Genomic DNA, 21,427 nt, shown 5'->3' with positions numbered 1-21,427 from the left:
GCTACTTGCGTAGCACAACGACCAGAGCCAGCGGGTACGACCCTGCCGTATTCTGCGTAGCAAGTTCAACATACTGGTTTCCACATAGATCAAGCAGCACAACACCACATCTGGTGTCGATGAAAAAACATAAAGGACAACATCTAGCAACCTAAAAATAGAAATAGGGTCTTGCGAAGCCGAACGAAGCGGACTATGTTGTGCTTGCGAACGGCAAAAAACACTACATGATGTGTTTCGACCTGCCATTCCAATCCTGCATGTGTGATATACCCATATGACGTAGGAGATTTAACGATGACTGATCGACGCCCAATCAATAAAAACGTCAACGTTCCGAAGCCAGGAGGTGGAGAACAGCCTCGCTCCCGGAACCAGGATGGCCAAATCCGAGACAAGCGTAGCGACGCAGGCAAGTCTCGCAGCAAATAATCCTCTCACTTTAAGCGTCGCTTGGCTGCCTCTCTAACGTCAGGCGGCGCTCATACATGATTTCGAAGCGATGCTGAGGGATATGCGCCGTCAAAACTGCACATTGTCGATAAGAGGCCAAAAACAAGGTATCGCGTGGGACAACCTCGCGCGGCATCTCAGATTTGAGCAAGCTTGCTTTGTTCCATTGAACGAAAGGATCTGGAACGCCTTCCTGAGCGATTGAATGGGATAATTCCCCCGTACTGCTGGATATATCGACGCTTCCAAATTTCAAGCACAAAAAAAGCCACTCATCTGAGTGGCTTTTTTCTGAATCTTGGAGCGGGAAACGAGACTCGAACTCGCGACCCCGACCTTGGCAAGGTCGTGCTCTACCAACTGAGCTATTCCCGCGTCTTGGTGTGGCGCATTCTATAGATTCAGATTACGCCGTCAACCCTTTGATTCAAAAAAGTTTTATTTGGGCTCTACATCCGTCCGCAGATGCGGCCAGGCGGCGCGCAAGTATTGGACCATCGACCACAGCGTCAGCCCAGCGGAAACCAGCAGCAATGCATAGCCCAACAGCACCCAGAAGCTGAAGTCCGACGGGTTGGCCAGCAGGATCACCAGCGCCAGCATCTGCGCGGCGGTTTTCCATTTGCCCAGGTTCGACACCGCGACCTGGGCGCGGGCGCCCAGCTCGGCCATCCATTCACGGAGCGCCGAGACGACGATTTCGCGGCCGATGATCACCGCCGCCGGCAAGGTCAGCCAGAGGTTGCCGTGTTCCTGTACCAGCAGCACCAAGGCCACCGCGACCATCAGCTTGTCGGCCACCGGGTCGAGGAAGGCACCGAACGGCGTGCTCTGCTCCAGGCGTCGAGCCAGGTAACCATCCAGCCAGTCCGTCGCGGCGGCGAAGGCGAAGACCGAGGCGGAGGCCACGTAACTCCAGTGGTACGGCAAATAGAACAGCAATATGAAGATCGGAATGAGCAGGACGCGTAGAACGGTAATCAGATTTGGGATATTCATCGGCACAACTGGCTACAAGGTTGACGGGCATTCTACTCGCTGTGCAGGTTTGCATAAATCGACTCTGCGAGCTTTTTACTGATACCGGGTGCTTTGGCTATCTCCTCGATGCTGGCACGAGACAGTTCCTGCAATCCACCAAAATGTTTCAACAAGTCGCGACGGCGCGTCGGACCGACGCCTGCCACACCCTCCAGTGTAGACGTACGGCGCGTCTTGCCACGACGGGCACGGTGTCCGGTGATGGCGAAACGGTGGGCTTCGTCGCGGATCTGCTGGATCAGGTGCAGCGCCGGCGAATCGCCCTTGAGGGTGAACTCATGGGCGGCATCGTTCAGGTACAAGGTCTCGAAGCCGGCCTTGCGCGTCGCGCCCTTGGCCACGCCCAGCAGGATCAGGTCGGGGACCATCAGCTCATTGAGCACATCGCGGGCCATGGACAACTGGCCTTTGCCGCCGTCCACCAGAAGGATATCCGGCAACTTGCCCTCCCCGTCCTTCAGCTTGCCGAAGCGTCGCATCAATGCCTGGTGCATCGCCGCGTAGTCATCGCCGGGCGTGACGCCTTCGATGTTATAACGGCGGTAATCGGACTTGATCGGGCCTTCCGGACCGAACACCACGCAGGACGCCACGGTTGCCTCGCCACTGGAATGGCTGATGTCGTAGCACTCCAGCCGTTGCGGCGGCTCGTCCAGGTTAAGGACATCGGCCAGGGCATCGAACCGCGCCGCCACATGCTGACGGTTGGCCAGGCGCGCACCCAGGGCCTGTTCGGCGTTGGTCACGGCCAGTTGCTGCCAACGGGCACGGGTGCCGCGAACGCGGTGGCTGATGGTCAGTTCGCGACCGCGAAGCTTGTCGATGGCTTCGATCAGGGCCGGGAAATCTTCATGGACCACGTTGACGATCAACTCGGCAGGCAAGTCGCGTTCCGGACTGCTGATGTAGTACTGGCCCAGAAACGCCGCCATGACCTCGGCCACGTCTTCCTCGATACCCACTTGGGGGAAGAAGTTCTTGCTGCCCAACACGCGACCACCGCGCACGCTGATCAAATGCACGCAGGCGCCACCCGGGTTGATGAACGCGGCGATCACATCGACATCGCCGCTGCCACCTTCCATGCTTTGCTGGTCCTGCACCCGGCGCAGCAGGCCGATCTGGTCGCGCAGCTCGGCGGCCCGTTCAAACTCAAGGTTGACCGCCGCGTCCTCCATGGCTGCCGACAACTCGTCGGTCAGCGCATTGCTGCGCCCTTCCAGGAACATCACCGAATGACGCACGTCCTCGGCGTAGACCTGCGGCTCGACAAACCCCACGCAAGGCGCCTTGCAGCGCTTGATCTGGTACTGCAGGCAGGGCCGGGTGCGATTCTTGTAGTAGCTGTCTTCACACTGGCGAACGAAGAAGGTCTTCTGCAGCAGGCTAAGGCTTTCACGAATCGCGCCGGCGCTGGGGTAAGGGCCGAAATACCGCCCCTTGGCCTTCTTCGCCCCGCGATGAATGCTCAGGCGCGGAAAGGCCCCGTCGGACAGGAACACGTAAGGGTAGGATTTGTCGTCGCGCAGCAGGATGTTGTACGGCGGGCGCCATTCCTTGATCAGCGTCTGCTCGAGCAGCAGCGCCTCGGTTTCATTGGCGGTGATCGTCGTTTCGACTTGCGCGATGCGCCCCACCAGGGCGGCAGTCTTCGGCGCTAGGCCGGTTTTGCGGAAATAACTGGCCAGGCGTTTCTTGAGGTTCTTGGCCTTGCCGACATAAAGCAGGCGCGCGTCGCTGTCGAACATGCGGTACACGCCGGGGCGACCGCTGCAGGTGGAGAGGAACGCGCTGGGATCAAACAATTCAGTCATTTTCAGGCGCTGGCATCGACCATGCCGTGGCGCACGGCCAACAGTGTCAATTCGACGTCACTGCTGATCGAAAGCTTCTCGAAGATACGGTAACGGTAGGTGTTAACGGTTTTAGGCGACAGGCACAGCTTGTCGGAGATGATCTGCACCTTCTGGCAACCGACAATCATCAGGGCAATCTGGATTTCCCGCTCCGACAGTGCATCGAAGGGCGAATCGTTGGTCGGCTGGAACGACTTGATCGCCAATTGCTGGGCGATCTGCGGGCTGATGTAGCGTTGCCCGGCAAAAACCAGACGAATGGCCTGGACCATCTCGTTCAAGCCGGCGCCCTTGGTGAGGTAGCCCGCCGCGCCCGCTTGCAACAGCCGGGTGGGGAATGGGTCCTCTTCGCAGACGGTCACCGCAACCACCTTGATGTCCGGGTGACTGCGCAGCAGCTTGCGCGTGGCTTCAAGACCGCCGATGCCGGGCATCTTGACGTCCATCAACACCACGTCGGGTTTCAATTCACGCGCCTTGATCAGGGACTCTTCCCCGGATTCAGCCTGGCCAACTACCTGCAAGCCATCGATGTCAGCCAGCATTCGTGTAATGCCCGTACGGACGAGATCATGGTCATCGACCACTAACACCCTAATCAAGCAGACACCTCACGATTTGGTCTTATTTGGGTTGCACAACACCTTAGCAAAAAGCATCCGGCAGACCTAGCGCAAAGGGACAGATAAAAGTTACAACGCATCTTTATCGGCACGGCATCCGAGGCTTCAAGCACCGACGTCTCGCTGCATCCTCAGGAAACACTCGTCCTCGCCCACGACACGCAGCCCCATGCGTTCGTACAACGCCCTGGCCGGATTATCCTTGAACACCGTCAGGCGCAGCGCCGGCCGACGTTCCAGCGCCACCAGGTCCCAAACCTGTCCGATCGCCCAGGTCCCGGCGCCCTGCCCGCGGAACGCCTCGCTTATTTGCAACTCCCGGATATACAACGCCCGGGCATCACGACTGAGGCTCACAAAGCCCAGCGCCTGGCCTGCACGGCTGATTATCCAGTTCTGGCGAATGATCCAGGCCAGATCGAATGCTTCGTCCTGCCAGAGCAAATCATGCCTGAGGTAATAAGGAAGCATGTTGTCGCAGGTCAGTTGCCGGGCGAAGTCGATGTCCCCGTTCGTTGCAGCACGCCACTCAAAGCTCATGAGGACTTCATCCGCCGTTGGTCACCGGCACGACTTGCCCGGCCCAGCCGTTGGCGTCGCGGCGGGCAACCACCAACAGCTCGCCCGTGCCTGGCGCCGCTGCGAGCAGCGAGCCATCAGGGCCCCAGATGGCGCTGCGGCCAGCCGATTCCCAACCGCCAGTGACGCCGCCATGATTAGCCATCAGCACGGTCATGGCATGCTGTCGGGCATAGCCTTGCAACAACGTCGTATCGGCCACGTAGCCACCCTCGGTGATCAACACCCCCGCTGCATACAGCGTAGCGCCCTGCCCGGCTGCCGCGGCCGCATGGCTGGCGTGGGAAAAATCGGCACACACCGCCAGGGCGATGTGATCCTCCCCCATTGTCAGCATCGAGCCACCATGGCCCGGAGCGAAGGCGACTTCTTCCCCTGGGTGCAGATGTTGCTTGCTGTACACCCCGAGGGAGCCGTCAGCGCCGAGGACCAGCGCGCCGATCAACACCGGAGCATCGGCCGACAGTCGAATGGGCATGCCCACCACGGCGGTCAGGCCGAGTTCCCGCGCCAGGTCACGCAGCGGTTGCAGTACGGCATCCTGCGGCAGGATCGCCAGATCCGCCGCCAGGCCACGTTCGTAACCGGTGAGCGACAATTCCGGGAAGACCAGCAACTGCACGCCCTGCTCAGCGGCAGCCTGCATGAAACGCTGATGACACGCGAGGTTGGTGCGAATGTCTCCCGCGACGGAAATCGACTGGGCGGCGGCGAAGGCTGGAACGGTCATGGGTCATCCCTGGGAGGTGGTGCAAACCTGAAGTGTGTCATAAAGCCCGGCGGACTCAAGCCAGAGCGAACAATTGCATGCCCTCGATAGAATTTTCTGATTGAACCGCCGCCCCGCCCTCTAGTAAGCTCAGGGCCATTCATCGGAGACAGACCATGTTCAACGCCCTCTCACCGCTTAACACCGCCAGCGCCCCGCGCTCGGTTGCGGCTGCCCGGGCGAACAGTGTTCAAACTCCGGTCAGCTTTTATTTTGGGTATTGGTTTAGCCACTGGCGCGCCTGATACCCAACCGGCGCCCACTTTAAACGGGTCGCCTTCCAGAGTTTTCCAAACCCCCGGTCGGCCTCCCGACCGGGGGTTTTGTTTTTCCGGCCCCAGACATTCGCAACACCAGACAACTTGAGGATTGAGCCATGAACTACGCCACTTATTACCGTTACGACAGTTTTTCCGCCTGGCGATTTACCAGCCCCCGCTCGGGACAGCCTGCCGCCTCCGATCGGTCACCTACCGGTGGCAAGCCTCAATTTCGGGCCCATACGGCCAACTGTCGAACACCCCACTAGGACCGGCGCGGGAACGAACCCGCCGCCCGTCCAGGAAGCCAAAATCATGAATTCGTCCGTCTCTGCTTTGCCGCTGTCCACGCTCAACCCTGCCAACGAAGCCCTGACCCTGCGTCTGCCAAGCTCGTTGCAACTCAAGCATCAATTGCCGCTCAACACCGCGTTGAGCCACCAAGTGGACGCCCATCGCCAGGCGATCCGCGCGATCCTAGACGGTGAAGACTCCCGCCTGCTGGTCATCGTCGGCCCCTGCTCGATCCATGACCCCAAATCCGCCCTCGAATACGCCACCAACCTGGCTCGCCTGGCCCGCGAAGTGAGCGACAGCATGCTGCTGGTCATGCGCGCCTACGTGGAAAAGCCCCGCACGACTGTGGGTTGGAAAGGCCTGGCCTACGATCCAAGCCTGGATGGCAGCGACGATATGGCCGCCGGCCTGACCTTGTCCCGGGAGCTGATGCGCGAAATGCTGCAACTGGGCCTGCCCATCGCCACCGAACTGTTGCAACCCATGGCCGCCAGTTACTTCGATGACCTGCTCAGTTGGGTCGCCATTGGCGCTCGCACCACCGAATCACAGATTCACCGGGAAATGGCCAGCGGCCTGGGCATGCCGGTAGGGTTCAAGAACGGCACGGACGGCGGGGTTGGCATTGCTTGCGATGCGATGCGCTCTGCCGCCCACCCCCATCGGCATTTCGGCGTCGACAGCCAGGGACATCCGGCGATCATCCAGACACCGGGCAACCCCGACACCCACCTGGTGCTGCGCGGTGGCCATCGCGGGCCGAACTATGATCGCCAGAGCGTCACGCAGATACACAGTGACCTGACCCGCCTCAAGATACCGGCGCGGATCATGGTGGACTGCAGCCACGCCAACAGCGGCAAAGACCCGTTGCGCCAGCCGCAGGTGTTCAATGACGTGCTGGAACAACGGCTGCAAGGGAACCGCTCCCTGATCGGCATGATGCTCGAAAGCCACCTGTTCGAAGGCTGCCAGCCACTGGGTCCGTCGATGCGCTACGGCGTCTCGGTCACCGATGGCTGCCTGGGCTGGGAGTCCACCGAGCAGCTGTTGCGCGAGGCTCATCGCCGGTTGCAATTGCCCGCCTGAGTCCCGAACCCACCTTCCCCTGGGACCAGGGGTAAGCATGGGCCCCTTTGTGGGAGCGAGCTTGCTCGCGATGGCGTCAGTTCAGCCAGCATTGATGTTGCCTGACCCAATGTCATCGCGAGCAAGCTCGCTCCCACAAAGGCTGTGCAGGCCTTAGATCAGCGTCTTGGAACGCACCCGGACCGTCACCCACTCGGACCGCTGGCTGACGTCATCCAGGCGCTCGACCTGATAGAACACATTCACCGACCTGCCGCGCTGGTCCTGCCAGTAACTTGCAGGCATCACAAACACCACCGGTTTACCTGCCGTGGCCTCAGTGATTTCGCGCTCCAGGACATAAGCGGAGTTGCCGTTGCACTGCAACCAGACCAGCTCGCCCGCCTCAAGCCCGGGATCATCGATGACAATCGTTACCCCCTCTTGCAGCTCGTCGGCCTCCAGCCACCCTTCGTTCATCTCCCGAATCTGAAGGGCCTTCAGCGCAGGGCGCTGCAGCGGGCCGATATGCAACGACAAAGGCTCAGCCCGACGCACCGAGTGTCCACGCCTGACGACATAAGCCAAGGCCAGGTCGTGTCCCACATGGGGCGCGATCAGCGAATGATCGATCCAGAGCGATACCTCACGGCCAACCGCATGGGCTTCTATATCCAGTACATCGCGCCACAGCGCTTTGAAATCCTTGCTGGCAGTCAGGATCACGCGATCGCCGACCGCCATCCTGGCGTAGGGTCGAATGCTCACCCAGGTGCCTTCAGGCACCCGGTTCGGATCGAGGCTGCCTCCCACCGCATCGTTGGCAATGGCGGGCAGCAGTTGCGGCGATGCATCGCCGATCTCCAGTTGCAGGTGCTCCGAAACCAGCGCGGTCGGCAACCGCTTGCCCGTCACCTGGTAGGAGATCTCCAGCGAGCCGCCGTCCAACTCGGCGATATGCGGTTCGCGCACGACGAACACAACGTCTCGCCCCACCTGCCGCTCCGTGACGAACCCGGCCACGTCATGCCGGTAGGGTTCGCCATCGTTGTTGAGGCCATGCCAACGCAGCAACACCTCATCCCCACACGTCATCATGGGATAAGGCTTGACGGTCACCACGGTGTTGCGCCAAGCGGGGTTGATCACCCCGTCCCTGGCCGCTGCCAGGACCGGTGGCGGCAGCCTTGTTGCAGAGGTTGAACGGAATCGTTGAAGCGATGGATAGGTGATCATGTACAGGCTCCAGTCCTTGGATGAAGGCATCGTTTGCATAACGGTGCCCGGGGGAGCCATTAAAACCCGCTCGCGCCAAACCCGCTGCCAGACAAGACGACAACTGAAGTGGTCCTTGGCGTTCGAACCTGTAGCTGCAAACGACAGCGGCTATAGGAGACCTCCTACATCCTCAAGTAGCGGCGGATTACTTCGCTCTCTTCCCACTTTTTTTATGCCGGTTTCCTTGGATCAGGGCGGTTTCTTCCTACACCGCACAGGATGAGCCTGCTTTAGAGTGAAGTCGCAAACTCAAGGTGAACCTCTTCGAAAAAGGTACGAACATGCAACGGAATGCAACCACTCAATTTCCCATCCTGTTGGTCCATGGGTTGTTCGGGTTTGACAAGGTCGGCGGCGTCGAACTTTTCCATGGCATCAAACAGGCCCTACGCGCAGGCGGTGCTCGGGTGTTCATCCCGTACTTGTCGGCCATCCACTCCAACGAGGCCAGAGGCGAACAACTGCTGGCCCAGATCGATCGGGTGCTGGTCGGCACCGGCACCACCCGGGTCAACCTGATCGGCCACAGCCAGGGTGCGCTGGCCGCTCGCTATGCCGCCGCGCTGGCACCCGACAGGGTGGCCTCGGTCACGTCGGTCAGCGGCCCCAATCATGGTTCTGAACTGGCCGACTTCTTGCGCAAGGCCCTTACTCCCGGACGGCTGCCAGGGCATGTGGCGAGAGGCGTCGCCACGCTGTTCGCCGATTTCATTTCATTTTTGAACGACCAGGCGCAGCTATCGCCGGCCGCCGTCGCCGCGCTGGCGACGCTGACCACCGAGGGCGTGGGCGCCTTCAATGACAAATATCCCCAGGGCCTGCCGAAGCACTGGGGCGGGGACGGCCCGGCCAGGGTCAACGGCGTGCGCTACTACTCGTGGAGCGGCACGCTGCGAAAATCGACGGACGAAGAACAAGAGCCTTTGCAGGCTTTCTGCCGGGCCTTTTCCGAGTACTTCATCACCGAAGCCGGGCAGAACGACGGTCTGGTCGGGCGTTTCAGCTCGCACCTGGGCAAGGTCATTCGCTCCGACTATCCCATGGACCACCTGGAGGCTATCAGCCCGGGAGGCGGCAAGACATGCAAGGGGGTAGCCCCCACAGAGCTTTACCTGCGCCACGCCGAGCGCTTGCGCAAAGCCGGCCTTTGATCGCCAAGCCCAAGGTTTTGACGCAATTTTGACAACACCCCGCCAATGAATCCGGTAGGCTCAGCACCTTTAAATACATCGAAAGGAATTTGCCCCATGGCCAAAGCCACTGCCCGCCACATCCTGGTTTCCACCGAAGACAAGTGCAACGAACTCAAGGCCCAGATCGAGGCTGGCGCCGATTTCGCTGAAATTGCCAAGGCCAACTCCTCCTGCCCGTCCAGCCGTCAGGGCGGCGACCTGGGTTCGTTCGGCCCGGGCCAGATGGTCAAGGAATTCGACACCGTGGTGTTCAGCGCACCGCTCAACACCGTCCAAGGCCCGGTCAAGACTCAGTTCGGCTACCACCTGCTGGAAGTCACCAGCCGCCAGGATTGATGGTCCCTGTGGGAGCAAGGCTTGCCGCCGCGATGAACGATAACGCGGAACATCTGTTGGACCGCGGCGCAGCAATCGCGGGCAAGCCTTGCTCCTACAGGCATTGCTCCTACAGATAATCCCTCGCCACAAGGGCTGGCGATTCAGGCGCCGCTCGCGTACAAATCGTCTCATCGATCACCCGGCTCTAAGGCTGACAATGCGACTGGCGTTCCCTTCACTGCTATTGATTGCCGTGGTCCTGCTGACAGGCGCTGCCGCCGTCGATGCGGCACCGCAACATGCCCTGACCGTCTATGGCGAACCCGCCAAATATGCCGAAGGCTTCGGCCACTTCGCCTACGCCAACCCCCAGGCACCAAAGGGCGGGACCATGCGCCGCTCGGCTGTGGAGATTGGTCACTTCGACCACATCCTGCCCTACATCGACAAAGGCATCGGCGTCAGCCAGATCGACGGGATGCTGTATTCGCCCCTGGCCCAGCGCTCCCTGGACGAGCCCTATACCGTCTATGGCCTGGTGGCGCAGAAGATGGAGCGTGCCGACGATGGCCTGTCCCTGCGCTTCTACTTGAACCCCAAGGCCCGCTTCGCCGATGGCAAGCCCATCACCGCCCAGGATGTGCGCTACAGCTTCGAACTGTTGATGACCCAAGGCAGCCTGCGCTATCGCACCCAGTTCGCGGCGGTCAAGGACGTCGTGGTCGAGGACGAGCGCACCGCGCGCTTCAACTTCAAGAACAACGAAAGCCGCACCCTGCCCCTGGACATCGCCACCCTGCCGGTCTTTCCCGAACATTGGTGGAAGACCCGAGATTTCGCCAACGGCGGTGGCTACGAGGCGCCACTGGGCAGTGGCCCCTACCGGGTGAGCAAGGTGGATTCCGGGCGCAGCATCACGTTCGAGCGCAATGCCGATTGGTGGGGCAAGGACTTGCCGGTCAGTCGCGGGCTCTACAATTTCGACCACTTCAGCATCGAGTACTTTGGCGACACCGACGTCGCCCGCCAAGTGCTGCGCGGCGGCGCCTATGACTACAACCGCGAGTTTTCCGCCACCGGCTATTCCATCGGCTATGACGGCCCGGCCCTGCAGGACGGCCGTCTGCAAAAAGCCCACCTGGCCAAAGAGGCGCCCCAAACCGCCCAGGGTTTTGTCTTCAACCTGCAAAAACCGCAGTTCCAGGACCGCCGCGTGCGCCAGGCCCTGGCCATGCTCTGGGATTTCGAATGGAGCAACCGCCAGATGATGCGCAACGTCTATGTGCGTCAGCAGAGTTACTTTTCCAACACTGACCTCGCCGCCCGCAAACTGCCCGATGCCGGCGAGCTGGCAATTCTGGAGCCGTTGCGCGGGCAGATTCCCGACGAAGTCTTCACCCAGGTCTTCCAGGCCCCGAAAACCGACGGCAGCGGCGTGATCCGCGATAAGCAACTGCAAGCCCTGGCCTTGTTGGAACAGGCCGGCTGGAAACCCGACGGCGACCGTCTGGTGAATGCCGAGGGCGAACCGCTGAGCTTCACGTTCCTGAACAGCCAGAACGGTATCGACCGCCTGCTACTGCCCTACAAACGCACCCTGGCGCAAATCGGCATCGACATGAGCATCCGCCGCATCGACGCGTCCCAATACGTCAATCGCCTGATGAGTCGCGACTACGACATGATCATCACCGGCTACCCCGTCAGCACCTCGCCGGGCATGGAACTCTATAATTACTTCGGTTCGGCGGCCGCCAACGATCCGGGGGCCAACAACTACATGGCCTTGAAGAACCCGGCGGTGGACGCGCTGATCGACGGCTTGGTCAAGGCCACCACCCAAGCCGACATGCTGCGCCATGCCCATGCCCTGGACCGGGTGCTGCAATGGAATTACTACTGGATCCCCAACTATTACCCGCCGGGCAGCTCGACCGTGTGGTGGAACCGCTTCGGCATGCCAAAGGTTCAGGCCAGCAATGACGAGGCCATCGAAAGCTGGTGGGAAGTGAGCACCACACCGCTGACCAACGAGCAGATGCGCGCCGAACGCATCAGGCGCGGCACACCCGGAGGGCCGCATTGATGTGGGCTTATATCGCGCGACGCCTGTTGTTGATCATCCCCACCCTGGTAATCATCCTGCTGGTGAACTTCGTCATCGTGCAGGCCGCGCCCGGCGGGCCGGTGGAACAGGCCATCGCCCATCTGCAAGGCATCGGCGGCGGCAGTGTCGGCAGCTCGGGCAGTGAGATGAGCGGCAGTTCCCGCGCCAGTCGCGGCCTGGACCCGCAACTGATCAAGGACATCGAGAAACAGTACGGCTTCGATAAACCGGCCCACGAGCGCCTGTGGCTGATGCTCAGCAGTTACGCCCGCCTCGACTTCGGCAAGAGTTTCTTTCGCGGTGCCACGGTCACCGACCTGATCCTGGAAAAGATGCCGGTGACCATTTCCCTTGGGCTCTGGGCAACGCTGATCACCTACCTGGTGTCGATCCCCCTGGGTATCCGCAAGGCCGTGCGCCACGGCTCGGCATTCGATGTGTGGAGCAGCACGGCGATCATTATTGGCTACGCCATGCCGGCGTTCCTCTTCGCGATGTTCCTGATCGTGATGTTCGCCGGCGGCACCTCGCTGAACTGGTTTCCGGTGCGCGGGCTGGTCTCGGACAACTTCGAGTCGCTGTCGACGCTGGGCAAGATCGCCGATTACTTCTGGCACCTGGTGCTGCCGGTCACCTCGCTGGTGATCGGCGGCTTCGCCACCCTGACGATCCTGACCAAGAACTCGTTCCTCAATGAAATCACCCGCCAGTATGTGGTCACGGCGCGGGCCAAGGGCATGAGCGAACAGCGGGTGCTCTACGGTCACGTGTTCCGCAATGCGATGCTACTGGTGGTCTCTGGCATTCCCCAGGCGTTCATCAGCGTGTTCTTCGCCGGCTCCTTGCTGATCGAGGTGATCTTTTCCCTCGACGGCCTGGGACGCATGAGCTACGAGGCCGCGGTGTCCCGGGATTATCCGGTGGTGTTCGGCTCGCTGTTCATCTTCACGCTGTTCGGCCTGCTGATCAAACTCATCGGCGACCTCTGCTACACCCTGGTGGACCCGCGCATCGACTTCGCCGCGAGGAATGCCTGATGTTCAAGCTTTCTCCCTTGGGCCGTCGACGCTTCGAACGTTTCAAGAAAAACCGTCGGGGCTGGTGGTCGCTGTGGCTGTTCATCAGCCTGTTCATCCTGAGCCTGGGCGGCGAGTTGATCGCCAATGACAAGCCACTGGTGGTCAGCTATCAGGGCTCGCTGTATTTCCCGGTGTTCAAGCGCTACACCGAGCAGGAGTTTGGCGGGCAGTTGCCGTTCCAGGCCGACTACCGCAGCAGCTACGTGCAGAACCTGATTCACAAGGACGGCGGCTGGCTGTGGTTTCCACCGATCCCGTTCAGCGACGACACCCCCAACTACGACCTCAATCAACCGGCGCCGAGCCCACCCTCGACGGTGAACTGGCTGGGCACTGACGACCAGTCCCGGGATGTGCTGGCCCGGGTGATCTTCGGCGCGCGGGTGTCGATCCTGTTTGCCCTGGCCCTGACCGCCATCAGCGCGCTGATCGGTATCGCCGCCGGTGCGTTGCAGGGCTATTACGGCGGTTGGGTGGATCTGCTCGGGCAACGCCTGCTGGAAGTCTGGTCCGGACTACCGGTGCTCTACCTGTTGATCATACTGTCCGGTTTTGTGGAGCCGAATTTCTGGTGGCTGCTGGGGATCATGGCGCTGTTTTCCTGGCTGGCCCTGGTGGACGTGGTCCGCGCCGAGTTCCTGCGCGGGCGCAACCTGGAATACGTCAAAGCCGCCAGGGCTCTGGGCTTGTCCGACCGCAAGGTGATCGTGCGGCATATCCTGCCCAACGCGATGAACGCCACCTTGAGCTATCTGCCCTTCATCCTTACCGGGGCGATCTCCACCCTCACCGCCCTGGATTTTCTTGGCTTCGGCATGCCGGCCGGGAGCGCCTCTCTGGGGGAACTGATCGCCCAGGGCAAGCAAAACCTGCAAGCACCGTGGCTGGGACTGACGGCGTTTTTCACCTTGGCGCTGATTCTTTCCCTGCTGGTGTTTATCGGCGAGGCGCTGCGCGACGCCTTTGATCCACGCTCTTGAAAACAGCCATGAAGCGGAACCTTGAGATGAGCAAAAACCTGATCGAAATCCGCGACCTGAGCGTGGCCTTCAACGACCAGACGGTGGTGCGCAACCTGTGCTTGGATATCCGCCCCGGCGAATGCCTGGCCCTGGTGGGCGAGTCGGGCTCCGGCAAGTCGGTGACGGCCCATTCGATCCTGCAACTGCTACCCGAGACCGGCACCCGCACCACCGGCAGCATTCGCTATCGCGGCCAGGAACTGCTGGGCGCCGAGGCCAAGACCCTGCGGGAGTTGCGCGGCAACCGCATTGCCATGATCTTCCAGGAGCCGATGACCTCGCTGAACCCGCTGCACAGCGTCGAGAAACAGATCGGTGAAACCCTGATGCTGCACCGGGGCCTGGGCGGCAAGGCAGCGCGTCAGCGCATTCTGGAACTGCTGGCCCTGGTGGGCATCCAGAAACCCACCGAGCGACTCAAGGCTTACCCCCATCAACTGTCCGGCGGCCAGCGGCAACGGGTGATGATCGCCATGGCCCTGGCGTGCGAGCCGGAACTGTTGATTGCCGACGAACCGACCACGGCGCTGGACGTGACCGTGCAACGCAAGATCCTGCTGTTGCTCAAGTCCTTGCAGCAACGCCTCGGCATGTCCTTGCTGCTGATCAGTCACGACCTCAACCTGGTGCGCAGCATCGCCCAACGGGTGTGCGTGATGAAGGCCGGGGAAATCGTCGAGCAGGCGCCGTGCGAAACCCTGTTCAGCGCACCGAAACACCCCTACAGCTGCGAGTTGCTGCACGCCGAGCCGGAAGGCGAAGCCCTGCCCCGGGACGAACGCGAAGACGTGTTGCAGGTGCGGGACCTGCGCGTGAGCTTTGCCCTGGGTGGCGGGCTGTTCCGGCGCAAGGAATATTTGCGCGCCGTGGACGGTATCAGCCTGAGCATCCAGCGCGGCAAGACCTTGGGCATCGTCGGCGAATCCGGTTCCGGCAAGTCCACGCTCGGCCAAGCGATCCTGCGACTGATCGAGTCCGAAGGCAGCATCCACTTCCAGGGCCAAGCCCTTGAGCAGTTATCCCACAAGGCACTGCGGCCGTGGCGCAAGAAAATGCAGGTGGTGTTCCAGGACCCGTTCGGCAGCCTCAGCCCGCGCATGTCGGTGCAGCAGATCATCAGCGAGGGCCTCGAAGTCCACAGCCCGTCCAGCCCCAAGGAGTGTGAAGCACGGGTGATCCAGGCCCTTGAGGAAGTCGGCCTCGATCCGCAGAGCCGCCACCGCTACCCCCATGAATTTTCCGGTGGCCAGCGCCAACGCATCGCCATCGCCCGGGCCCTGGTACTCAAGCCGGCCCTGATCCTGTTGGACGAACCGACCTCGGCCCTGGACCGCACCGTGCAGAAACAAGTGGTCGCGCTGCTGCGCCAGCTCCAGGAAAAGCACGGCCTGACCTACCTGTTCATCAGCCATGACCTGGCGGTGGTCCGCGCCCTGGCCCACGACATGATCGTGATCAAGGACGGCAAAGTGGTCGAGCAAGGCGCCAGCCATGACGTGTTCGACGCGCCCCAGCATCCCTATACCAAGGAGTTGTTGGCGGCGGCGCAGCCGCAGTAATCCAGGGTTCGCTCAGGCGCCACGTCGTTGATCCAGCGCTTGAGCGAATTCTCCCATCACCTCCACAACCTGCTGCGCGCCTCGATGAATATCCAGAATGACAGTGCCGGCCTGGTTAGCCAGTTTCACCCCCTGCTCCGCCTTGAGCGTGCTCGATTGCATGCTGCTCACCGCTTGCCTGGCCAATTCACGGTTCTTGGCGACGACCTGAGTAATGGCCACAGTTGACTGGCTTGTACGTCGCGCCAGATTGCGCACCTCATCGGCCACCACCGCGAAGCCGCGTCCCTGCTCCCCGGCACGAGCCGCTTCGATGGCTGCATTGAGGGCAAGCAGATTGGTCTGTTCGGCGATGCCCCGGATGGCATCGACGATGCTACCGATTTCCTCGGACTGCGCGCTCAGGGCACCTATCCCGGCTGACACCTGTTGAAGCTCATCGGCGATGCTTTGCACCACCGTAACGGTTTGCTGAACCACACACGTGCCGATCCGGGTTTGCTCATCGGTCTGCCGGGACGTCTCGAAAGCAAGTCCGGCCGCTTTTGATTCACTTTGGCGCTGCTCGACTTCGCGAGTGCTGTCAGTGGCGAACTTGACCACGCCATACAAGCGCCCCCGTGCATCGTAGAGAGGGTTGTAGGTAGCCTGCAGCCAGACAGCCGCGCCTCGATTGTCGACGCGTTCGAAAAGGCCGGTCCTGTATTCACCGCGATTGAGCCCGGCCCAGAAGCCACGATAAGCCTCGCTCTGAGACTCGCTTGGTTTGCAGAAAATCCGGTGATGCTGGCCCCGAATCTCTTGCAGGCGGTACCCCATGACGTTCATGAAATTCTCGTTGGCATTCACGACCTGACCGCTCAGATCAAATTCGATAACCGCCATGGAGCGGTCGATCGCTTGCATGAAGCTGGTTTCGGCCTGGGCGCGCAACACCTGCTCATTGATATCGCGAACGATCAGGATGATGCGCTGCACCTTTGCATGTTGATCCAGCACAGGGACGTAACTTGCATGCACCCACAGCCAGCTTCCATCACGCCGCAAATGCAGAAACTGGCTGTCGGCAGAAGAGCCCTGCCCCAACTGCCGCCATAACGCCGAGCACTCGGCGCTGCGCGAATAGGCAGGCTCACAAAACATCGAATGATGCTGACCGAGGGTTTCGCTGAGTGAATACCCCATCATTTTCAAAAAAACCGGGCTGACGTCGAGCACCTCACCCGTCGGGGTGAACTCGATGATTGCCATGCATTGCTGCAAGGCCGTCCGTTCGGCTTCGAGAATAGCCTGCCTGGCCTGGATTTCGTGCAAGGCGTCCTGATGCTTGCGAGTACGAATGAACATGGGTGGCGCTCCCGGAGGCGGTGAATGCGTGGCTGTAGCCACACGAAGGCAGAGATACCCTCGCTAGATAGCCGCATTAAGCCACTACCGCAGGAAAACTTGTACAATTTTATTATTATGTATAACTATCGTCAGTCATACGGATCTCTATGGCACAGCCCAAGCCATTCAGCACCAGCCCATTTTCCAATGCTTGCTGTCGCGCAACTCGCGCCAGTCGAACACCGCTACACGAGCGCTGTACACAGCTTCAAGCTCAACCTGAATGGGTGTTCCCTCCTCATCACAGAGCAGCTTGGTGACGAGAAAATGCTTTTCCCGATCAGTCGGCGCACAGGCCGTCCATTTGGAGAGCTGCAGCTTGCGAGGGTTGAATTTATTCATGAGCGCTCTCAAAAATGTACAGAATAAGAATAACTGTACAATTTTCTCCAGCTGCCCACTACTGCGCAGACTTGCCGAGACCTCGTGTTGCCAGCGAGGCGCGCCACGCCACGGCAAAGAATGCGGGCGGAGTAGTGCTCGGCCAGCCGCTCCCGGCATAATGCCGCTCTTTGGCAACCCCTTTGATCGGAGGATGCCGGCAAATCCCACCTTCTGGAAATGCCCGATGAACCCCACCGAAAGCCTCAAGGATTACAAGCGCGTGCGCACGCTGGCGATCCGTTCGTTGTTCGAGATCATCGAGCAGTCCAGCGAAGGCACGGTGATTGTCGACCGTGACGCGAATATCGTCTGGATGAACGAACGCTACGCCCGGCGCTTCGGCCTGAACTCGGCGCAGGAAGCGATTGGTCGGGCGTGCGAGAGCGTGATTCCCGGCAGCCTGTTGCGCGAAGTGGTGCGCACCGGGCGGCCGATCCTGCTGGACATGCAGGACACCCCCAAGGAGCCGCTGGTGGTGATGCGCCTGCCGATCCACGACAGCGCGGGCGCGGTGATCGGTGCCATCGGCTTTGCCTTGTTCGATGAATTGCGCAGCCTGTCGCCGATGCTCAAGCGCTATCTGAGCATGCAGGAAGAACTGGCCTCCACCCGTTCGCTGCTGCGGGCGCGGCAAACCAAGTACAACTTTGCCCATTTCATTGGCACCAGCAACGCCGGTCTTGAGGTCAAGCGCCGTGCCCGGCGCAGCGCCAGCGCCGATTCGCCGGTGCTGCTGCTCGGCGAAACCGGCACCGGCAAGGAACTGCTGGCCCAGGCCATCCACAGCGCTTCGCCGCGGGCGCACAAGGCGTTCGTCAGCATCAACAGCGCGGCGATTCCTGAATCACTGCTGGAAGCCGAATTCTTTGGTACCGCGCCTGGGGCCTTTACCGGGGCCGACCGCAAGGGCCGCGCCGGCAAGCTGCAGATCGCCCAGGGTGGCACGCTGTTCCTCGACGAGATCGGCGACATGCCGCTGCCGCTGCAAAGCAAACTGCTGCGAGTGCTCCAAGAAAAAGAGTACGAACCGGTGGGCTCCAACGAGGTGCTGCAAAGCGACGTGCGAATCATCGCCGCCACCTCCATGGACCTGGAAGCGGCGATCAAGCGCGGAGAGTTCCGCGCCGACCTGTATTACCGCCTCAACGTACTGCCGATCCAGGTCCCGCCGCTGCGCGAACGCCTGGATGATTTGCCGGCCCTGAGCGAAGCGATCCTGGAAGAGCTGCGCAGCCAGCACGAACTGAACCCCGCCGCCCTCGACCTGCTGCGGCAACACGCCTGGCCAGGCAACATCCGCGAACTGCGCAACGTGCTGGAACGGGCCGCGCTGCTCAGCGATGACCTGATGCTCACGGCGGCGGACATTCGCGCAGCCATCGGGACCTTCATCCCGGTGACACGCCCGGCGGACGTGAGCTTCGAACCCCTGCCCCATGAAACCTTCAGCCAGGCCCGGGCGCGCTTCGACCGGCACTTGATCGAAACCACCCTCGCGCAATGCGGGGGCAAGGTGGTCGAAGCGGCCGGGCGGTTGGGGCTGGGGAGGTCGACGTTGTACAAGAAGATGGTGGCGTTGGGGATTGCGGAGTCTCAATAAAGAGATTCAATTCTCAAAATATAGACTATTGGTTTTTGGAGCGCTTTGCGCTCATCGCGAGCAAGCTCGCTCCCACAGGGGACGGGGTTCTCTTGAGCTACGCGGTCAACTGTGGGAGCGAGCTTGCTCGCGATGAGGCCAGCCCAGCCCCTAAAAATCTCCAGATAGAGACAAAACCCTCGCACCCGCCCTACAAATCAAAATAATTTCCTTATATTTCAGATAGTTATACACCTGGCACAAAACTCGCTAAAGCCCTCCCCACAGTTTCACCACAACAATAACAATCCCAGGAGACACACCATGAGTGTGATCATTGCCTTGGCAGCCCTCGCGCTGCTGATGGTTGCCGCCTACCGTGGTTACAGCGTTATCCTCTTTGCTCCCATCGCCGCCCTCGGTGCCGTCCTGCTCACCGACCCGTCCGCCGTCGCCCCTGCCTTCACCGGGGTGTTCATGGAGAAAATGGTCGGTTTCATCAAACTGTATTTCCCGGTGTTCCTGCTCGGCGCGGTGTTCGGCAAGCTGATCGAGCTGTCGGGGTTCTCTCGCTCCATCGTCGCCGCAGCGATTCGCTTGCTGGGCACACGCCAGGCCATGCTGGTGATCGTGCTGGTCTGCGCCGTGCTGACCTATGGCGGTGTGTCGCTGTTTGTCGTGGTGTTCGCGGTGTACCCGTTCGCCGCCGAGATGTTCCGCCAGAGCAATATTCCCAAGCGCCTGATCCCGGCCACCATCGCCCTCGGCGCGTTCTCGTTCACCATGGACGCCCTGCCCGGCACGCCGCAGATCCAGAACATCATCCCCAGCACGTTCTTCAACACCACCGCCTGGGCCGCACCGTGGCTGGGGGTGATCGGTACGATCTTCGTGTTCAGCCTCGGCATGCTGTTTTTGCAACGCCAGCGCAACAAGGCCCAGCGCGTGGGCGAAGGCTACGGCACCGAGTTGCGCAACGAGCCGGAAACCGCCGAAGACATCAAGCTGCCGAACCCCTGGATCGCCGTTTCGCCGCTGCTGGCGGTAGGGGTCATGAACCTGCTGTTCACCCAGTGGATTCCCCAATGGTATGGCAAGACCCACAGCCTGGCGCTGCCAGGCATGGCGACGCCAGTGACCAGCGACATCGCCAAGCTCACCGCGATCTGGGCGGTGCAGGCGGCGTTGCTGGTGGGCATCATCATGGTCCTGCTGTTCGGCTTCCGGGCCATTCGCAGCAAACTGGCCGAAGGCAGCAAGAGTGCCGTGGGCGGTGCGTTGCTGGCGGCGATGAACACCGCGTCGGAATACGGCTTCGGCGCGGTCATCGCATCCTTGCCGGGCTTCCTGGTGCTGGCCGACTGGCTCAAGAACATTCCCAACCCATTGGTCAATGAAGCGGTGACGGTCACACTGCTGGCGGGCATCACCGGCTCTGCCTCGGGTGGCATGAGCATCGCCTTGGCGGCAATGTCTGAAAGCTTCATCAGCGCCGCCCACGCCGCCAACATTCCCCTGGAAGTGCTGCACCGGGTGGCCGCCATGGCCAGCGGCGGCATGGACACCCTGCCCCACAACGGCGCGGTGATTACCCTGCTGGCGGTGACCGGGCTGACCCACCGTGAGGCCTACAAAGACATTTTCTGCATTACGCTGATCAAGACCCTCGCGGTGTTCTTCGTGATCGCTGTGTTCTACGCCACTGGCATTGTGTGAGGCTCCCCATGACAACCCCTCTTTCGGGCAAGACCGCCCTGGTCACCGGCTCTACCAGCGGCATCGGCCTGGGCATCGCCCTGAGCCTGGCCAAGGCCGGCGCCAACCTGATCCTCAACGGCTTCGGCGATGCCTCGACGGTGATCGCCGAGGTGAAACAGTTCGGCGGCAAGGTCGGTCATCATCCGGCCGATGTCAGCGACCCGGCGCAGATCGCCGACATGCTCGCCTACGCCGAGCGCGAGTTCGGTGGCGTGGACATCCTGGTGAACAACGCCGGGATCCAGCACGTGGCCGCGGTGGAGGATTTCCCGGTGGAGCGCTGGGATTCGATCATTGCCATCAACCTGTCCTCGGTGTTCCACGCCACCCGCCTGAGCCTGCCAGGCATGCGCGCCAAGGGCTGGGGGCGGATTATCAACGTCGCCTCGGTGCACGGTCAGGTCGGTTCAGTAGGCAAGGCGGCGTACGTCGCGGCCAAGCATGGGGTGATCGGCCTGACCAAGGTGGTCGGCCTGGAGACCGCCACCAGCAACGTGACCTGCAACGCCATCTGCCCGGGCTGGGTGCTGACGCCGCTGGTGCAAAAACAGATCGACGACCGCATTGCCTCCGGCGTCGACCCGCAACAGGCACAGCATGACCTGTTGGCCGAGAAGCAGCCGTCCCTGGAATTCGTCACCCCGCCGCAGTTAGGAGAACTGGTGCTGTTTCTGTGCAGCGAAGCTGGGAGCCAGGTGCGGGGTGCGGCGTGGAATATTGATGGTGGATGGTTGGCCCAGTAACTCCTTGCGATCCCTTGTGGCGTGGGGATTTATCCCCGACTTGTGGGAGCAAGGCTTGCCCGCGATGAACGA

At 61.2% G+C, this 21,427-nt stretch carries 18 protein-coding genes and 1 tRNA gene; 10 read left to right on the top strand and 9 right to left on the bottom strand.

All coding sequences use genetic code 11. The features are described 5' to 3' along the window. Positions 1–752: 752 nt before the first annotated feature. The 6 genes from AC3A5O_RS13375 to AC3A5O_RS13350 all read right to left on the bottom strand — a co-directional run bounded on the left by AC3A5O_RS13375 (position 753) and on the right by AC3A5O_RS13350 (position 5,282). Positions 753–828: transfer RNA gene (locus tag AC3A5O_RS13375), tRNA-Gly, on the bottom strand. Between the two features lie 63 nt (positions 829–891). Further along, entirely contained in the window at positions 892–1,452 is a 561-nt protein-coding gene (gene pgsA, locus AC3A5O_RS13370; protein WP_018608070.1) for a CDP-diacylglycerol--glycerol-3-phosphate 3-phosphatidyltransferase, read from the bottom strand. A 32-nt stretch (positions 1,453–1,484) separates the two neighbouring features. Continuing rightward, positions 1,485–3,308, bottom strand: coding sequence for an excinuclease ABC subunit UvrC (gene uvrC, locus AC3A5O_RS13365; protein ID WP_122568227.1), 1,824 nt, complete (start codon positions 3,306–3,308; stop codon positions 1,485–1,487). Between the two features lie 2 nt (positions 3,309–3,310). Next, positions 3,311–3,952: a response regulator transcription factor GacA gene (gene gacA / locus AC3A5O_RS13360; protein ID WP_003200277.1), complete on the bottom strand. Its 642-nt coding sequence runs from the start codon at positions 3,950–3,952 to the stop codon at positions 3,311–3,313. 126 nt (positions 3,953–4,078) lie between these two features. Further along, complete coding sequence (locus AC3A5O_RS13355) at positions 4,079–4,513, bottom strand: GNAT family N-acetyltransferase (protein ID WP_122568226.1); 435 nt, start codon at positions 4,511–4,513, stop codon at positions 4,079–4,081. Between the two features lie 7 nt (positions 4,514–4,520). Beyond that, positions 4,521–5,282 carry a carbon-nitrogen hydrolase family protein gene (locus AC3A5O_RS13350; protein WP_305470521.1) on the bottom strand — a complete coding sequence of 254 codons (762 nt, stop codon included), beginning with the start codon at positions 5,280–5,282 and terminating at the stop codon, positions 4,521–4,523. Between the two features lie 614 nt (positions 5,283–5,896). On the opposite strand from AC3A5O_RS13350, the gene AC3A5O_RS13345 reads away from it, so the two are divergent. Continuing rightward, on the top strand, positions 5,897–6,967 hold the full coding sequence (locus tag AC3A5O_RS13345) for a 3-deoxy-7-phosphoheptulonate synthase (RefSeq protein ID WP_487753275.1): 1,071 nt from the start codon (positions 5,897–5,899) through the stop codon (positions 6,965–6,967). Positions 6,968–7,120: 153 nt separating this feature from the next. Here the strand turns inward: AC3A5O_RS13345 and AC3A5O_RS13340 are convergent, their stop codons facing one another. Then, positions 7,121–8,182 carry a hypothetical protein gene (locus tag AC3A5O_RS13340; protein ID WP_240998510.1) on the bottom strand — a complete coding sequence of 354 codons (1,062 nt, stop codon included), beginning with the start codon at positions 8,180–8,182 and terminating at the stop codon, positions 7,121–7,123. A 323-nt stretch (positions 8,183–8,505) separates the two neighbouring features. On the opposite strand from AC3A5O_RS13340, the gene AC3A5O_RS13335 reads away from it, so the two are divergent. The 6 genes from AC3A5O_RS13335 to AC3A5O_RS13310 all read left to right on the top strand — a co-directional run bounded on the left by AC3A5O_RS13335 (position 8,506) and on the right by AC3A5O_RS13310 (position 15,502). Then, complete coding sequence (locus AC3A5O_RS13335) at positions 8,506–9,375, top strand: esterase/lipase family protein (protein WP_487753274.1); 870 nt, start codon at positions 8,506–8,508, stop codon at positions 9,373–9,375. Between the two features lie 96 nt (positions 9,376–9,471). Continuing rightward, complete coding sequence (locus tag AC3A5O_RS13330) at positions 9,472–9,753, top strand: peptidylprolyl isomerase (RefSeq protein ID WP_122568222.1); 282 nt, start codon at positions 9,472–9,474, stop codon at positions 9,751–9,753. 199 nt (positions 9,754–9,952) lie between these two features. Further along, entirely contained in the window at positions 9,953–11,821 is a 1,869-nt protein-coding gene (locus tag AC3A5O_RS13325) for an extracellular solute-binding protein (RefSeq protein WP_487753273.1), read from the top strand. Continuing rightward, positions 11,821–12,879 (top strand): microcin C ABC transporter permease YejB, encoded by a 1,059-nt coding sequence (locus tag AC3A5O_RS13320; RefSeq protein ID WP_122568220.1) that lies wholly within the window; start codon positions 11,821–11,823, stop codon positions 12,877–12,879. Before AC3A5O_RS13325 ends, AC3A5O_RS13320 begins: the two co-directional genes overlap by 1 nt. Then, entirely contained in the window at positions 12,879–13,901 is a 1,023-nt protein-coding gene (locus tag AC3A5O_RS13315) for an ABC transporter permease (RefSeq protein ID WP_122568219.1), read from the top strand. The genes AC3A5O_RS13320 and AC3A5O_RS13315 overlap by 1 nt, the downstream gene beginning before the upstream one ends. A 26-nt stretch (positions 13,902–13,927) precedes the next feature. After that, the gene (locus AC3A5O_RS13310) at positions 13,928–15,502 is read left to right on the top strand and encodes an ABC transporter ATP-binding protein (RefSeq protein ID WP_487753280.1); all 1,575 of its coding nucleotides are present in this window, start codon (positions 13,928–13,930) and stop codon (positions 15,500–15,502) included. Between the two features lie 12 nt (positions 15,503–15,514). Here the strand turns inward: AC3A5O_RS13310 and AC3A5O_RS13305 are convergent, their stop codons facing one another. Together AC3A5O_RS13305 and AC3A5O_RS13300 are read right to left on the bottom strand one after the other, a co-directional pair. Continuing rightward, positions 15,515–16,849: a methyl-accepting chemotaxis protein gene (locus tag AC3A5O_RS13305; RefSeq protein WP_487753272.1), complete on the bottom strand. Its 1,335-nt coding sequence runs from the start codon at positions 16,847–16,849 to the stop codon at positions 15,515–15,517. 168 nt (positions 16,850–17,017) lie between these two features. After that, positions 17,018–17,233, bottom strand: coding sequence for a TIGR02450 family Trp-rich protein (locus tag AC3A5O_RS13300; protein WP_305470515.1), 216 nt, complete (start codon positions 17,231–17,233; stop codon positions 17,018–17,020). A gap of 226 nt (positions 17,234–17,459) precedes the next feature. Between AC3A5O_RS13300 and AC3A5O_RS13295 the strand changes: the two genes are divergently transcribed. The 3 genes from AC3A5O_RS13295 (at position 17,460) to AC3A5O_RS13285 (ending at position 21,355) form a co-directional block, all read left to right on the top strand. Further along, a complete protein-coding gene (locus AC3A5O_RS13295) occupies positions 17,460–18,875 on the top strand; it encodes a sigma-54 interaction domain-containing protein (protein ID WP_354336906.1) in 1,416 nt (471 codons plus the stop codon). 303 nt (positions 18,876–19,178) lie between these two features. Next, a complete protein-coding gene (locus AC3A5O_RS13290; protein ID WP_305470513.1) occupies positions 19,179–20,570 on the top strand; it encodes a GntP family permease in 1,392 nt (463 codons plus the stop codon). An 8-nt stretch (positions 20,571–20,578) separates the two neighbouring features. Beyond that, positions 20,579–21,355: a 3-hydroxybutyrate dehydrogenase gene (locus AC3A5O_RS13285; RefSeq protein WP_305470512.1), complete on the top strand. Its 777-nt coding sequence runs from the start codon at positions 20,579–20,581 to the stop codon at positions 21,353–21,355. Positions 21,356–21,427: the final 72 nt, after the last annotated feature.

It is taken from the genome of Pseudomonas sp. Soil_N_39, from assembly GCF_057655955.1.
The sequence above is the reverse complement of the archived record's forward strand: the minus strand, read 5'-3'. Positions and strand labels throughout refer to the sequence as shown.